The 14650-nt window shown below is 39.1% G+C and carries 9 protein-coding genes; 5 read left to right on the top strand and 4 right to left on the bottom strand.

The features are described from left to right. Window positions 1-17: 17 nt before the first annotated feature. Window positions 18-1361, bottom strand: coding sequence for a tRNA (N(6)-L-threonylcarbamoyladenosine(37)-C(2))-methylthiotransferase MtaB (gene mtaB, locus MED134_RS13735; protein WP_038600284.1), 1344 nt, complete (start codon window positions 1359-1361; stop codon window positions 18-20). Between the two features lie 74 nt (window positions 1362-1435). Here mtaB and MED134_RS13730 point away from each other — a divergent pair, with 74 nt between their 5' ends. Next, a complete protein-coding gene (locus MED134_RS13730) occupies window positions 1436-3061 on the top strand; it encodes an ABC transporter substrate-binding protein (RefSeq protein ID WP_038600281.1) in 1626 nt (541 codons plus the stop codon). A 20-nt stretch (window positions 3062-3081) separates the two neighbouring features. Further along, the gene (locus MED134_RS13725) at window positions 3082-3702 is read left to right on the top strand and encodes an IMPACT family protein (protein WP_038600277.1); all 621 of its coding nucleotides are present in this window, start codon (window positions 3082-3084) and stop codon (window positions 3700-3702) included. Here the strand turns inward: MED134_RS13725 and MED134_RS13720 are convergent, their stop codons facing one another. Continuing rightward, a complete protein-coding gene (locus MED134_RS13720; RefSeq protein WP_038600274.1) occupies window positions 3703-4095 on the bottom strand; it encodes an acyl-CoA thioesterase in 393 nt (130 codons plus the stop codon). Window positions 4096-4298: 203 nt separating this feature from the next. Between MED134_RS13720 and dnaA the strand changes: the two genes are divergently transcribed. Further along, entirely contained in the window at window positions 4299-5726 is a 1428-nt protein-coding gene (dnaA, locus tag MED134_RS13715) for a chromosomal replication initiator protein DnaA (RefSeq protein ID WP_035328159.1), read from the top strand. 89 nt (window positions 5727-5815) lie between these two features. Here dnaA and MED134_RS13710 read toward each other — a convergent pair whose 3' ends face one another. Further along, entirely contained in the window at window positions 5816-7279 is a 1464-nt protein-coding gene (locus MED134_RS13710; protein ID WP_038600271.1) for a glutamate synthase subunit beta, read from the bottom strand. Between the two features lie 3 nt (window positions 7280-7282). Next, complete coding sequence (gltB, locus tag MED134_RS13705) at window positions 7283-11821, bottom strand: glutamate synthase large subunit (RefSeq protein WP_038600269.1); 4539 nt, start codon at window positions 11819-11821, stop codon at window positions 7283-7285. A gap of 440 nt (window positions 11822-12261) precedes the next feature. Between gltB and MED134_RS13700 the strand changes: the two genes are divergently transcribed. Then, window positions 12262-13305: a porin gene (locus tag MED134_RS13700; protein WP_038600266.1), complete on the top strand. Its 1044-nt coding sequence runs from the start codon at window positions 12262-12264 to the stop codon at window positions 13303-13305. 24 nt (window positions 13306-13329) lie between these two features. Beyond that, the gene (locus MED134_RS13695) at window positions 13330-14634 is read left to right on the top strand and encodes an ammonium transporter (RefSeq protein ID WP_405202508.1); all 1305 of its coding nucleotides are present in this window, start codon (window positions 13330-13332) and stop codon (window positions 14632-14634) included. The last annotated feature ends 16 nt before the right edge of the window (window positions 14635-14650 follow it).

The following is a 14650-nucleotide window of genomic DNA, read 5'->3' as shown; positions in this document are numbered from 1 at the left end:
GCGAAAGCGTAAAAACACTACGCCTCTACACCCACAAAGTCAAAACGCACCATACCATCATCATCTATACTGGTAAGTTGTACCTCGTGTAACTGGTTTACAAGTTCTGGGTTCCAAGGAGCCTTTACTTTTACATAGTTTTCTGTAAAGCCGTGTATATATCCCTCTTTATTTTCACTTTCAAAAAGTACCGTACGCTTGGTATCTAGCTGTGATTCATAAAAGGCTCGTCTCATTTTTGCCGAAAGGCCACGCAACATCTTACTGCGTTTGCTACGCACGTTTTTTGGCACCACACCATCCATTGTGGCTGCTGGCGTATTATCTCTTTCAGAATACGTGAATACGTGTAAGTATGATATATCTAGGCTGTTAAGAAAGTTATAGGTCTCAAGAAAATCTTCATCTGTCTCTCCCGGAAAACCTACAATCACATCTACACCTATACAGGCGTGAGGCATCACTTCTTTAATTTTTGCAACGCGATCTACGTACAGTTCTCGCTGGTAGCGACGTCGCATTAAACCTAATATTTTATTACTCCCGCTTTGTAGGGGTATATGGAAGTGAGGTACAAAGGTGCGTGAATTTGACACGACCTCGATGGTTTCATTTTTAAGAAGATTAGGCTCTATAGATGAGATGCGCAGTCGCTCTATACCGTCTACCCTATCAAGCTCTTGTACGAGTTCTAGAAAAGTGTGCTCGTGTTTTTTGTTACCAAATTCTCCTTTACCGTAATCACCTATATTAACACCTGTGAGTACAATCTCCTTGATATCTTGTGCAGCGATTTTAGCCGCATTGTCCAGTACATTCTGTAAAGTATCACTTCTAGAGATACCTCGTGCTAGTGGTATGGTACAATAGGTACATTTATAATCGCAACCATCTTGCACTTTTAAGAAAGCACGTGTACGATCACCTATAGAGTAAGAGCTTACATAAAAGTCTGCATCTTGTATCTCACAGGCGTGTACCTCTCCTCCATCACGGGCACGGTCTGGATTGTTAAGCAAGTCGTTTATGTAGCTTGTTACATTAAACTTCTCTGTAGCTCCTAGTACAAGATCTACTCCGTCTACCGCAGCAAGTTCTTCAGGTTTGAGTTGTGCATAGCACCCTACAGCTACTTTTACAGCATCTGGATTTGCTTTTTGAGCTTGCTTTACAATGTTTTTAAAACGCTTGTCTGCGTTTTCTGTAACACTACAGGTGTTTATCACATAAACATCTGCGGCTTCAGAAAAGTCTACCTTATCAAAACCTTCCTTGCCAAAACTGCGCGCGATGGTGCTGGTTTCAGAAAAATTAAGTTTACAACCTAAGGTATAAAAAGCGACTTTCTTTGTAGAAGACATTTGGACTATATTTGTGTACTGCTTAGCCTTAAAAAAGGTGGGCAAAGATACTCTTAATTATTTGCTTACTCAAATTGAAAAACACCCGCTCACTTTTACTCAATTATTCCTTACTTATACTTTGCATACTTAGTACTATAGGTTGTGACAAAGGTGATACGAGTGATCGTGATCATCAAGTTTTTAGATATAACGAGCAGTATCAAATTTCTACACTAGACCCTGCATTTGCTCGCAACCCTCCTATAATATGGCCGGTTAACCAGCTATTTAATGGTCTGGTACAACTAGATAATGATCTTAACGTACAACCAGATATTGCAAAGTCTTGGGAAATATCTCAAGATGCGCTTACGTATAGATTTATACTACGTGATGACGTGCGATTTCATAAACACCCTGCTTTTAACACTAAAGACAGTACACGCATAGTAACCGCTGCAGATTTTGTTTACTCCTTTAATAGACTACGTGACCCAAAAATTGCCTCACCTGGGAGCTGGGTATTGGGCAATGTGGCAAGTTACAGCGCTGTAAATGACACCACATTTACCATTACATTAAAGAAGGCCTTTCCCGCTTATCTAGGGTTACTTAGTATGCGCTACTGCTCTGTTGTTCCTAAAGAGGTTACTACACATTATGGTAACGAGTTTAGATCTCACCCCATAGGCACTGGACCATTTAAGTTCAAACGCTGGGAAGAAGGTGTAAAACTAGTCTTACGTAAAAATGAGCTCTACTATGAAAAAGATGAGGATGGCGTCCAACTCCCCTATCTTGAGGCAGTGGCTATTACATTTTTACCAGATAAGCAAAGTGAGTTTTTACAATTTGCACAAGGCAATATAGATTACCTTAATAGTTTAGATCCATCATATAAAGATGAGATTCTTACCGCTTCTGGCACTTTAAGAGCAAAGTATCAAGATCGCGTACAGTTTGAAAAAGTACCGTGGCTTAATACAGAATATATAGGCTTTTACTTAGACAGTGACACGCCAGAGGTACAATCTGCTTTACTACGCAAGGCGGTAAACTACGGTTTTGATCGTAAAAAAATGATTACGTACCTGCGCAATGGTATCGGCAAGCCGGCTGTAAATGGTTTTATACCTAAAGGGATACCTGGCTATGATCATATAAAAGGATATGAATATGATGGTACGCTTTCGCGAAAGCTAATAGCACAATACATTAAAGAAACAGGAGACACATCTCCAGAAATCACCATAGGCACAAATAGCCAGTACCTAGACATCTGTGAGTACATACAACGAGAGTTACAAAAGGTAGGTTTAAAAGTAAATATAGACGTGATGCCTCCATCTACGCTACGACAGATGAAGAGTAGCGGAGAGCTAGATGCCTTTAGAGCAAGCTGGATTGCAGATTATCCAGATGCCGAAAACTACTTAAGCTTATTTTATAGTAAGAACTTCACGCCAAATGGACCAAACTACACGCATTTTAAAAGTGCAACCTATGATAGTTTATACGAGCATAGTTTGAGCATTACAGATATAGGCCAGCGCAAAAAATTATATCGCACTATGGATTCTCTTATTATAGATAAGTCACCTATAATACCACTCTATTATGACGAGGTGGTGCGTTTTACTCAAAAAACGATTTCTGGTTTTGAACCTAATGCGCAAAACTTTCTTGTGTTGAAATATGTGAAGAAGCAAAAATTATAACCCCTCATCAATAAAAATCAATAGCCATCGCACTAAAAGACACCTATAAAACGATACTCACCCCATCTGAAGAGACACTATTTAAGGATAGAAACAGCAAGTTTTTTGGCTATGCATTTCCGGTGACATCAGAGGCCGAAGTAAAAGAGCATATAGAAAGTCTTAAAAAACAACATTACCAAGCGCGTCACTGGTGTTATGCATATGTACTAGGTAAAGAGTACGAGCAATACCGAGCAAATGATGATGGAGAACCGTCTAACAGTGCTGGAGCACCTATTTATGGACAGCTACAGTCTTATGATGTTACAAATGTGCTTGTTGTAGTCGTGCGTTATTTTGGCGGAACAAAGCTTGGTGTAGGAGGTTTAATAAATGCGTATCGCACAGGAGCTCAAAATGCACTAGAAGCTTCTCATATTGTAGAAAAAACGATAGACATCCCCTTTAAAGTACAATTTGAGTACCCACTACTTAATAAAGTAATGCGGTTAATAAATGATTACAAAGTGACTATCATTAACCAGCATATGGAAATGAATTGTGTTTTTACACTTGCCATACGTAGAAAAGAGTCTGAAAAAGTGATTAATGCTTTTAATGAAGTGTATGGAATAACACTTCTAGAAGACGAAGATTAATTACAGCTTATCAAGTATGTATTGCGGACATCTCATAGGTCTGCCAGTTTCGGTATTAATAAAGATCAATTCTGTACTTGCGATTGTTAATAAATCATCATCTTGGTTAAAAACCTCATAATCGAATGTTATTCTCACCGTCGGAGTAGCGCGCAAGCTTGTAACAATTTTTAGGGTATCATCAAAGAGCGCAGACTTCTTAAACGTAGTTTGTAAATTATAAACTGGCAACATCACTCCATTTTCTTCCATCCACTTGTAAGAGATTCCTAATTCCTCAAGCCACTCAAGCCTAGCTACTTCCAAGTATTGTGCATAGTTACTGTGATGCACAAAGCCCATTTGGTCAGTTTCAGAATATCTAACTTTTAGAAAAGTAATATGATTTTTCACAGAGTAAACGGTATTTTTTCGTAGTTTTAATCCTCAGTTCATATTGCAACAAAAATTGCGAAAAAACAACCCCTATTCAGTTTTTTTATTACTTTTTTTGTTCACATATTTGTGATGCTTTTAAAGGGTACTTTATCAACACAACGATAAACCTTTCAAAAGGCTTTCTAGACAACCGAAAACCTAATAATTTAACTAAACGAATGACTCTAACTGCGCAATCTGTATGGGATAACTGTCTCTCCTTTATAAAGGACAACATTACACCCCAAGCATATAAAACGTGGTTTGAACCGATTAAGGCGGTCAAACTCACAGATAACGCACTAAGTATTCAAGTACCTAGTAAATTCTTTTACGAGTGGCTTGAAGAACACTACGTAAAGCTCCTTAAAGTTGCTCTCAATAAAGTACTAGGTGAAAATGCCAAACTGGTCTATGTGATCAAGATGGAAAATACCTACGGAAACAATCAACCTTTTACAGAAAGAATTCCTAGTGCAAATCGTAGCACTATGAAATCACAAGAGGTAGATGCTCCGCTTAAAAATAAAAATCCAGAGCTTAAAAATCCTTTTGTAATTCCTGGAATAAGAAATTTACAAATAGAATCACAGCTCAACCCTAACTATAATTTTGAAAACTTTTTAGAAGGAGACTCAAACCGTCTTGCAAGATCTGCAGGTATGGCCGTAGCAAATAAGCCAGGGGGAACTTCTTTTAATCCGCTTTTAATATTTGGAGGAGTAGGTTTAGGTAAAACACACCTTGCTCACGCAATAGGTGTACAGATAAAAGATAAGTATCCTGCAAAAACTGTTTTATACATTTCTGCAGAGAAGTTTACACAACAATATATAGAGTCTGTAAAAAAGAATAATAGAAATGACTTCATTCACTTCTATCAAGTTATAGACGTTCTTATTGTAGATGACATTCAACTACTAAGTGGTAAGGCTGGTACACAAGATGTATTTTTCCACATTTTCAACCACCTACACCAAAACGGAAAACAGGTAATCCTTACCTCAGACAAGGCCCCTGTAGATATGCAAGATATAGAGCAACGTCTCTTATCACGTTTTAAATGGGGATTAAGTGCAGAGCTACAACACCCTAGTTTTGAAACACGCATCGCCATTATAAAGCAAAAGCTTTATCAAGATGGTGTTGAGATGCCAGAAGAGATTGTAGAGTTTCTTGCAAATAACATTAAAACTAATGTCCGTGAGCTAGAAGGTGCAATTATATCACTTATAGCACACTCATCTTTTAACAAGAAAGAGATCACTCTCGACCTTGCAAAAAAGATTGTAGACAACTATGTAAAACACACTAAGAGAGAAGTATCTATAGATTATATCCAAAAGATTGTTTCAGATTACTTCCAGATGGATGTAGAAACATTACAGTCTAAAACACGTAAAAGACATATCGTACAAGCGAGACAACTAGCAATGTTCTTTGCAAAGAAGCTTACTAAAGCTTCACTAGCAAGCATAGGTTCTCAGATAGGACAGCGCGACCACGCAACAGTTCTTCACGCTTGTAAAACGGTAGATAATCTAGCGAGTACAGATAAACAGTTTAGAAAATATGTAGAAGACCTTGGTAAAAAACTTTCGGTTTAAAACCAGAATCATAAAATAGAAAAAGCCTCAAAATATATGTTTTGAGGCTTTTTTTTATGCTTTCGCGAAAGCGTAATCACTACTATAAACTAGCGTCTAGGCAAGTCACTATCTTCATCTTTAAGTGGCAATTGTGAACTTCCCATCAAGTATGCATCTACGTGATGTGCAGCTTGTCTCCCTTCTGAGATTGCCCACACAATGAGTGATTGCCCTCTACGCATATCTCCAGCAGCAAATACGCCTGAAACACTAGTCGCATATGATGTAGCTTTTACGTTACCACGCATATCTGTATCTAAATGTAGCTGGTCTATAAGTGTCTTTTCCGGCCCTGTAAAGCCTAGTGCAAGGAAAGCCATATCGCAAGGCCACTCCTTTTCTGTTCCTGGTAATTCTTTAAGCTCACGTCTTCCATTGTCATTTGTAACCCACTCTACCTCTGAGGTTATAAGCCCCGTGAGATTACCACTGGCATCACCCACAAACTCCTTTGTAGAAATACTAAAAACTCTTTCTACACCCTCCTTGTGAGAAGAACTGGTGCGCAATCGCATAGGGTAATAAGGCCAAGGTTGCTCTGTAGGTCGCTCTATGGTAGGTCTATTAAGAATCTCAAAATTTGTAACCGTTTTTGCTCCTTGTCTAATACTAGTACCTATACAATCTGACCCCGTATCACCACCACCTATAACAATCACGTTTTTATCTGTAGCTACAATAGTTTCATCCCACTCAGTTACACCATCTTGTCGCTCATTGTTTTGTTTTAAAAAGTCCATTGCTTGATAAACCCCTTTGAGATGCGCCCCTTTTATAGGTATAGACCTTCTTAAAGTAGCCCCACCGCAAAGCACTATAGCATCATACTCATTCTGCAATTTTTCTACACTTATAGTCTGGCCTACGTAAGTATTAGTTTTAAAAGTGATACCCTCGCCCTCGAGTACGGCAAGACGTCTGTCTATCACATTTTTTTCCATCTTAAAATCTGGAATACCATATCTTAAGAGACCTCCTACTTTACTATCACGCTCAAATACGGTCACAGTGTGCCCAGCCCTATTAAGCTGCTGTGCAGCGGCTAGTCCAGAAGGGCCAGACCCTATCACTGCAACCGATTTGTGTGTACGCTTTTGCGGCGGTTGTGGGACAACCCACCCCTCATCAAAAGCTCGTTCTACTATATTTTTTTCTATATTTTCTATACTTACGGGGTCTGCATTTATACCTAGAACGCACGCCTCTTCACAAGGTGCTGGACATAAACGCCCTGTAAACTCGGGAAAATTATTTGTCGCGTGTAATATAGTTGCCGCTTCTTTCCACCTTCCTTTATAGACCGCATCATTAAAATCTGGAATGAGATTACCCAGCGGGCAACCCGAGTGACAAAACGGAATACCACAATCCATACAGCGGCCGCCTTGCTCTTTTAAATCTGCTTCTTCTAGCGGTACAGTAAACTCCTTATAATTTTTAACACGCTCTTCTGGCGCTATATATCCTTCGTCTTTGCGATCGTATTCTAAAAATCCTGTTACTTTCCCCATCTTCTAGTTTGCTAATGTTTTTTCTTCTTCTAATCTTATCAATGCCTTGCGGTACTCTTCTGGTAACACTTTCGTGAAATTTTTAATCTCTGTATCCCAGTTTTCTAACAGTCGTTGAGCCAGTGGAGAGAGCGTGGCGTTGTAATGATTTTCCACTAATTGTCTAAGCTCTTTCTTATCTTGATCTTCTTCAACTTTAAGGAAGTTAAGCCCTTCTGCGTTTGCTTTTCGCGAAAGCGTACTTGTTGTGTCATACACATAAGCAATACCGCCACTCATACCAGCGCCAAAGTTTCTTCCCACCTCGCCTAATATGACTGCAATACCTCCTGTCATATACTCACAACCGTGATCACCTATACCCTCTACGACGGCTTTTGCTCCAGAATTACGTACACAAAAACGTTCTCCAGCTTTACCATTTATATATGCCTCACCAGCGGTAGCACCATAAAATGCTACATTACCTATAATGACATTATCTTCTGGTATAATGGTCGCCTCTACCGGAACCTTCACTATTACTTTGGCCCCAGAGAGACCTTTACCTATATAATCATTTGTATTACCAGTAACTGCCAGTGTGAGTCCGTGCGTCGCAAAGGCTGCAAAACTCTGCCCTGCAGAACCCTCGAAGTTAATTTTTAAAGTGTTTTCTGGTAATCCATTCACACCGTAAATCTTAGATATCTCATTACTTAAAATAGCTCCTACTGCTCTATCTTCATTTGTAATCTTAAGATCTAGTGTGGTTTTTTCTTTTCTAAAAAGTGCCGGGTGCGCCTGTGATATAATCTTAAAATCAAGCGCTTTCTCAAGGTCGTGATCTTGCTTTTCTACATTATGCAAAGGCTGACCTTTTGAAGTGTCTACCTTATGCAATATAGGAGTAAGGTCTAAACCTAACGCCTTGTACTGCTCTATGGTGTTATTACGATCCAGCTTTTGTACTTGACCTACCATTTCATCTACCGTTTTAAACCCAAGCTTTGCCATAATCTCTCGCAACTCTTGCGCTACGAAATACATAAAGTTTACCACGTGCTCTGGTTTTCCTTTAAAGCGTTTACGTAGTTCTGGGTTTTGAGTAGCAATCCCTACCGGACAAGTGTTTAAATGGCATACACGCATCATTATACATCCAGAGGCTACTAGCGGTGCTGTTGCAAAGCCAAACTCTTCGGCTCCTAGTAAACAAGCAATTGCTACGTCTCGACCTGTTTTGAGCTGACCATCACACTCTAGTCGTACACGCCCACGTAAATCATTCATCACAAGGGTTTGTTGTGCTTCTGCTAGACCTAGTTCCCAGGGTAAACCGGTATGTTTTAATGAGGTGAGTGGTGTTGCTCCTGTACCACCGTCGTGGCCAGATATAAGTATTACATCTGCTTTTGCTTTTGCAACTCCAGCTGCTACAGTACCTACACCCACTTCAGACACTAGCTTCACATTAATGCGCGCTTCTCTATTTGCAGATTTGAGATCATAAATTAACTGCGATAAATCTTCTATAGAGTAAATGTCGTGATGTGGAGGTGGCGATATAAGCCCTACATAAGGTGTAGAATTACGTGTTTTTGCAATCTCAGGATTCACCTTAGGTCCAGGCAACTGTCCGCCCTCACCAGGTTTTGCTCCTTGCGCCATTTTTATTTGTATCTCGGCAGCGTTTGTTAGGTAGTTTGAGGTTACCCCAAAACGTCCTGAAGCCACTTGCTTTATGGCGCTGTTTTTCCAATCGCCATTTACGTCCTTATAAAAACGCTCTTGATTTTCTCCTCCCTCACCAGAGTTAGACTTACCATCTATACGGTTCATTGCTACGGCAAGTGTCTCGTGAGCTTCCTTACTAATAGAACCATATGACATTGCACCCGTTTTAAAACGCTTGACAATATCTGTCCACGGTTCTACCTCATTAATATCTATAGGATCATAATTTGTAAACTCAAATAGACCACGTATGGTCATAAGCTGTTTGGCTTGATTATTTACACGATCTGCATACTCTTTATAAATAACAGGCTTATTGCTACGCACAGATTCTTGAAGCTTTGCAATGGTAAGCGGATTAAATAAATGAGCCTCTCCATCTCTTCTCCATCTATACTCACCACCTATCTCAAGAGGAAGATCTGCTGCTATATCTTTTGTATGATATGCTGTCTTATGCCTTTTACTTATCTCCCCTTCTAACTGGTGTAGCCCTACACCTTCTATTCTCGTAACCGTGCGCGGGAAGTACTGGTTTACTACCTTCTTACTGATACCTATACACTCAAAAAGTTGTGAGCTACGGTATGAGTTAAGGGTAGAGATACCTATTTTATTCATCACCTTGAGGACTCCTTTGCCTACGGCTTTATTAAAATTTTGTATTGCTTCTTCTACATCAACATTTGCAAGCTTTAAATCTTCTGGATGGTTTTCTATAATCTCATTAACCATATACGGGTTTATGGCACTAGCACCATATCCAAATAACAAAGCAAAGTGATGCACCTCTCTAGGCTCTGCAGACTCTATAATGAGACTAAAACTGGATCTCTTTTTATTACCGCCTAGTCCATTATTTACATAAGAGCAAGCAAGTAATGCTGGTATGGGCGCAAGCTCTTGAGATGTATTTCTATCTGATAAGATAATGATGTTTGCACCTTCATCTAGCTGTTGAGAAACCTCCTGCAGCAAGTTTTCTAAAGCATCCTCCAGGCCATTGTGTCCTTTTTCTACCTTATATAAAATAGGCACAGAAACCACCTTAAAGCTCTCGTTATCTAAACTTTTGATTTTATCTAAATCTTGTTTTGAAATAACAGGGTTTTGAATTTTTAGCTTCTTACAATGCTCTCCGTTTATTTCAAAAATATTTGAGTCTGCACCCAGCGTGAGTGAGATATCCGTAATTAACTCCTCTCGTATACCATCTAAAGGTGGGTTTGTAACCTGCGCAAAGAGTTGCTTAAAGTAATTATAGATTAACTGTGGTCTCTCAGAAAGTGCCGCTATAGGAGCATCATTACCCATAGACCCTATAGGCTCTTTTGCCTTTGCAGCCATAGGCAATATAATCGTATTTATATCTTCTTGCGTGTACCCAAAGATGAGTAAGCGCTCCTTAAGTGGTGCTTCATTTAAAAATAAAGGGCACTCATTATAAGGGATATCCCTAAGGTGAATAAGGTTATCATCCAGCCACTCTTGATATGGGTGACGTGTTGCAATCTCTTCTTTTATCTCCTCATCATTTATAATACGACCTTGCGCCATATCTACCAGAAACATTTTACCTGGCTCGAGACGACCGTGCATCTGTACATTTTGTGGTTCTATCTCTACCACTCCAATTTCTGAAGACATTATCACATAACCGTCTTTTGTGACAGAGTATCGAGAAGGTCTCAATCCATTACGGTCTAAAACGGCACCTATATAATTACCATCTGTAAATGGTATAGAGGCTGGACCATCCCAAGGCTCCATAAGGCAAGAGTTAAATTCATAAAAAGCGCGCTTTGCCGGAGACATATCATCATTTTTCTCCCACGCTTCTGGCACGAGCATCATCATTACTTCTGGTAATGATCTACCCGTCATAAGTAAGAGCTCTACCACCATATCCATAGAGGCACTGTCTGACTTACCTGGTAATACAACTGGAAGTATTTTCTTTATCTCTTCTCCAAAAAGTGCACTTTCCATAAGTTCCTCACGTGCATACATTCTGGTCACATTACCCCTTAAAGTATTGATCTCCCCATTGTGACACATATACCTAAAAGGTTGTGCCAGATCCCAAGTAGGAAATGTATTAGTTGAAAATCGCTGGTGTACAAGCGCAAGCCTTGTCACCACACGAGGGTCCATAAGGTCTTTATAATATACCTTAATATGTTGCGGCATTAAAAGTCCTTTATATATAATGGTCTTAGTTGAGAAGCTAGGTAAGTAAAAGAATGAGCTTTCAGACAACTTTGAGTTGTAGATGGTATGCTCGGCGATTTTACGAGCTGTGAATAGCTTTAAGTTAAATTCAAACTCTGGTGTGGGTTTTTGTTGCGCTTTCGCGAAAGCGGAATTATCTCCCATACTCTCATAACTCACAAAAATTTGTTTTACAAAAGGCTCAGACACTTGAGCAATCTCACCCAGTATAGATTGATCTACCGGTACATCTCTCCAGCCCAAAATATTGATACCTTGATCTGTAAGGCTTTTTTCAAAAACCGAAATGCAATATGCACGTTGATTTTCTTTGCGAGGTAAGAAAACATTACTCACGGCATAAGTTCCTTCTTTTGGTAATGTAAAGTCACAAGTGGCTTGAAAATAGTCGTGAGGGATGTCTATTAATATACCTGCACCATCTCCTGTGCGACCATCTGCACTTACAGCTCCTCTGTGTTCAAGTTTTTCTAGTATCTCAAGTGCCTTATGAATAATGTCGTTAGACTTTACTCCTTTGAGGCTACATATAAATCCCGCACCGCACGCGTCGTGTTCAAACTCTCTTAAATATAATCCTTGATCTCTAAGCATAACTCCTTATTTATAGGGTAAAACCCTTTGTATTTATGCTCAAGATAAAAGTACTTATTGAAGTCTCAAAAAGTCACAATGATAATTGCGAGTATCACAATTTGCCCCCTTTAGAATTTTTAATTACACATTTTTTGTCTTGAAAAAATGCGAAATTCCAATCCTTAATATTTGTTAAAATTGCCGAAAACGTTATCGCTATTTCATTATTATTCTAAAAAATATAAATTATCATCAATCAAAAACGCTTTTTACTAGAAAAACACCAAATTAAATCAAGTAGAAAATTCAATAAAATCATAGATTATTTAAGATACCCCTAATTTTTAGGGGGTCAATTTGAAATTATCATAAAAATTTACACATAACCCCCAAAAACTAATATGTTAATATTTTTTTAAGATACTTTTAACGCCAAATCAACTGAAAATAATATTTTTATGAAATCTATTTGCACACTTTTATTACTAACCATAAGCACAACATTTATGTTTGCTCAAGAAGAAACAGAAGACAAGAAAAAGTTTACCGTAGAAGGTAGTGTCGATGTCTATTTTAGACAAAATATTTCTGGACCCAATGGTGAAGATGCTATCGCTCCAAACACATCTTTTGCAAACCGAAATGGATTTGCAATAGGTATGGCAAATGTGATAGGCGCTTTTGAAAGTGAAAACGGAAAAGTAGGTGCCGTGGCAGATCTTGTTTTTGGACCACGTGGTGAGGAGGCTGTTTTCCTCTCTGGACCTTCATCTAACATTGTAAATCAACTTTACGTATACTGGAATGTATCAGAAAAAGTAAAACTTACACTAGGTAACTTTAATACCTTTCTAGGTTATGAGGTGATATCACCTACAGCAAACTTTAACTACTCTACCTCGTATATGTTTTCTTACGGTCCTTTTTCTCACACAGGTATTAAGGCAGACTTCACCCTCTCTGAAGATTTTAGTGCGATGCTAGCAGTACTTAACCAGACAGACGCTACAGAGTTTAACTTTGATAACAATTACACACTAGGAGCTCAATTAGGATATAAGAGTACGTACCTCAACTTTTTATACGGTAAGCAAGGTGGTAGTACAGAAAGTACTTTTCAAGTAGACCTTACAACTGGGTATGACTTATCTGACGACTTTTTCTTAGGACTTAACGCAACTTATAATGATACAGATGGTGCTTCTTTTTATGGCGTAGCACTATACCCACAGTTCAAAACTTCTGACGCATTCACCTTAGGTTTACGTGGTGAGTACTTTGCAGAAGGTGAAGGTGGTGCTGGAGCAATAGGCGGTTATGACCTAGAAGGTGATGCCTCTGTAGTGGCAGTAACACTTACAGGTAGCTACAACGTAGGAGATCTTACTATAAAACCAGAATTCCGTCTAGATAGCGCTAGTGAAGACACATTTTTAGACACAGATCAAGACCCTAGCAATTCTTTATCATCTTTTGTAATTGCCGGAATATATAAATTTTAATAAACTAACTACTCATTACTAATTATGTTACAACTGTTAAACTCAATAATGCCTAACCTCTTGTTAATACAAGACACTGTGAGCCCTGAAGATTTAGAAAATGCTATCTCAGGAATAAATGGAGATCTAGGAATGCTCTGGATGCTCTTATCTGGAATACTTGTATTCTTTATGCAAGCTGGTTTTACACTCGTAGAGTCTGGAATGACCAGATCAAAAAATGCTGTAAACATTGCTATGAAAAACCTACTAGACATCTGTGTAGGTTCTTTAACCTACTGGATTGTAGGATACTCACTTATGTATGGAGATACTTCTAACGGATGGTTTTTCTGGAGTGGTCTTTTTCAAGGTGAAGGTGCAGATCTTTTCTTCCAGACTATGTTTGCCGCAACTGCTGCAACTATCGTTTCTGGAGCGATCGCTGGTAGAACAAAATACTCTACCTATATCATATTCTCTTTAATAATGACAGCAGTTATCTACCCTATTTCTGGTGGATGGCAATGGCAAGGAGAAGGCTGGTTATCTAACTTAGGCTTCATAGACTTTGCTGGATCATCTATTGTACACTCTGTAGGTGGATGGGCTGCTTTAGTAGCTGCTATACTAGTAGGACCACGTATTGGAAAATTTGTTGATGGAAAAGTGTTGGAAATTCCAGGACATAACCAAGTACTTGCAACGCTAGGGGTATTTATCCTTTGGTTAGGATGGTTTGGTTTTAATGGTGGATCACAACTCGCTTGGGGTGGTGCAGATGCCATAGGAGCTTCAAATGTGGTATTAATTACAAACCTATCTGCTGCTGCAGGTGGACTTGGTGCCCTCATCACTACGTGGATCTGGTATGGAAAACCACACCTAGCACAAACGTTAAATGGTGCCTTAGCCGGTTTAGTAAGTATCACCGCAGGATGTGGTAATATGAGTGCAGGTGGTGCAGCCTTAGCTGGACTTATTGGAGGAATCTTAGTTGTTTTTTCTATAGAATTTATTGAGAAAAAACTTAAAATAGATGACGCAGTAGGTGCTGTTTCTGTACACGGTGTTGTAGGTGTATGGGGAACTGTTGTTATTGGTCTTTGGGGTATAGATGGAGACACAGGTATAGGTCTTTTAAACGGTGGTGGCGCTAGCCAGCTAGGCGTTCAAGCACTAGGAGCTTTTGCTTATGCAGCTTGGTCAGTAGGACTATCATTTGTTATTCTATTCATACTCAAGAAAACTATCGGTTTACGTGTAAGTAAGGAGATAGAAGAGCTAGGACTAGATCTCGCAGAGCACGGTACTATTGCATACCCAGGAAAAAGAAATAGAGGTGAGTAACAAAATTCTCACTTAC

The sequence above is a fragment of the Dokdonia sp. MED134 genome, assembly GCF_000152925.2.
Classification (GTDB): domain Bacteria; phylum Bacteroidota; class Bacteroidia; order Flavobacteriales; family Flavobacteriaceae; genus Dokdonia.
The sequence above is the reverse complement of the archived record's forward strand: the minus strand, read 5'-3'. Positions and strand labels throughout refer to the sequence as shown.

What these genes read in the sequence shown, in the direction of transcription:
- mtaB (WP_038600284.1), bottom strand. Translation starts at nt 1,361, where the DNA reads ATGTCTTCTACAAAGAAAGTCGCTTTTTATACCTTAGGTTGTAAACTT.
- dnaA (WP_035328159.1), top strand. Translation starts at nt 4,299, where the DNA reads ATGACTCTAACTGCGCAATCTGTATGGGATAACTGTCTCTCCTTTATA.
- MED134_RS13710 (WP_038600271.1), bottom strand. Translation starts at nt 7,279, where the DNA reads ATGGGGAAAGTAACAGGATTTTTAGAATACGATCGCAAAGACGAAGGA.
- gltB (WP_038600269.1), bottom strand. Translation starts at nt 11,821, where the DNA reads ATGCTTAGAGATCAAGGATTATATTTAAGAGAGTTTGAACACGACGCG.
- MED134_RS13700 (WP_038600266.1), top strand. Translation starts at nt 12,262, where the DNA reads ATGAAATCTATTTGCACACTTTTATTACTAACCATAAGCACAACATTT.
- MED134_RS13695 (WP_405202508.1), top strand. Translation starts at nt 13,330, where the DNA reads ATGTTACAACTGTTAAACTCAATAATGCCTAACCTCTTGTTAATACAA.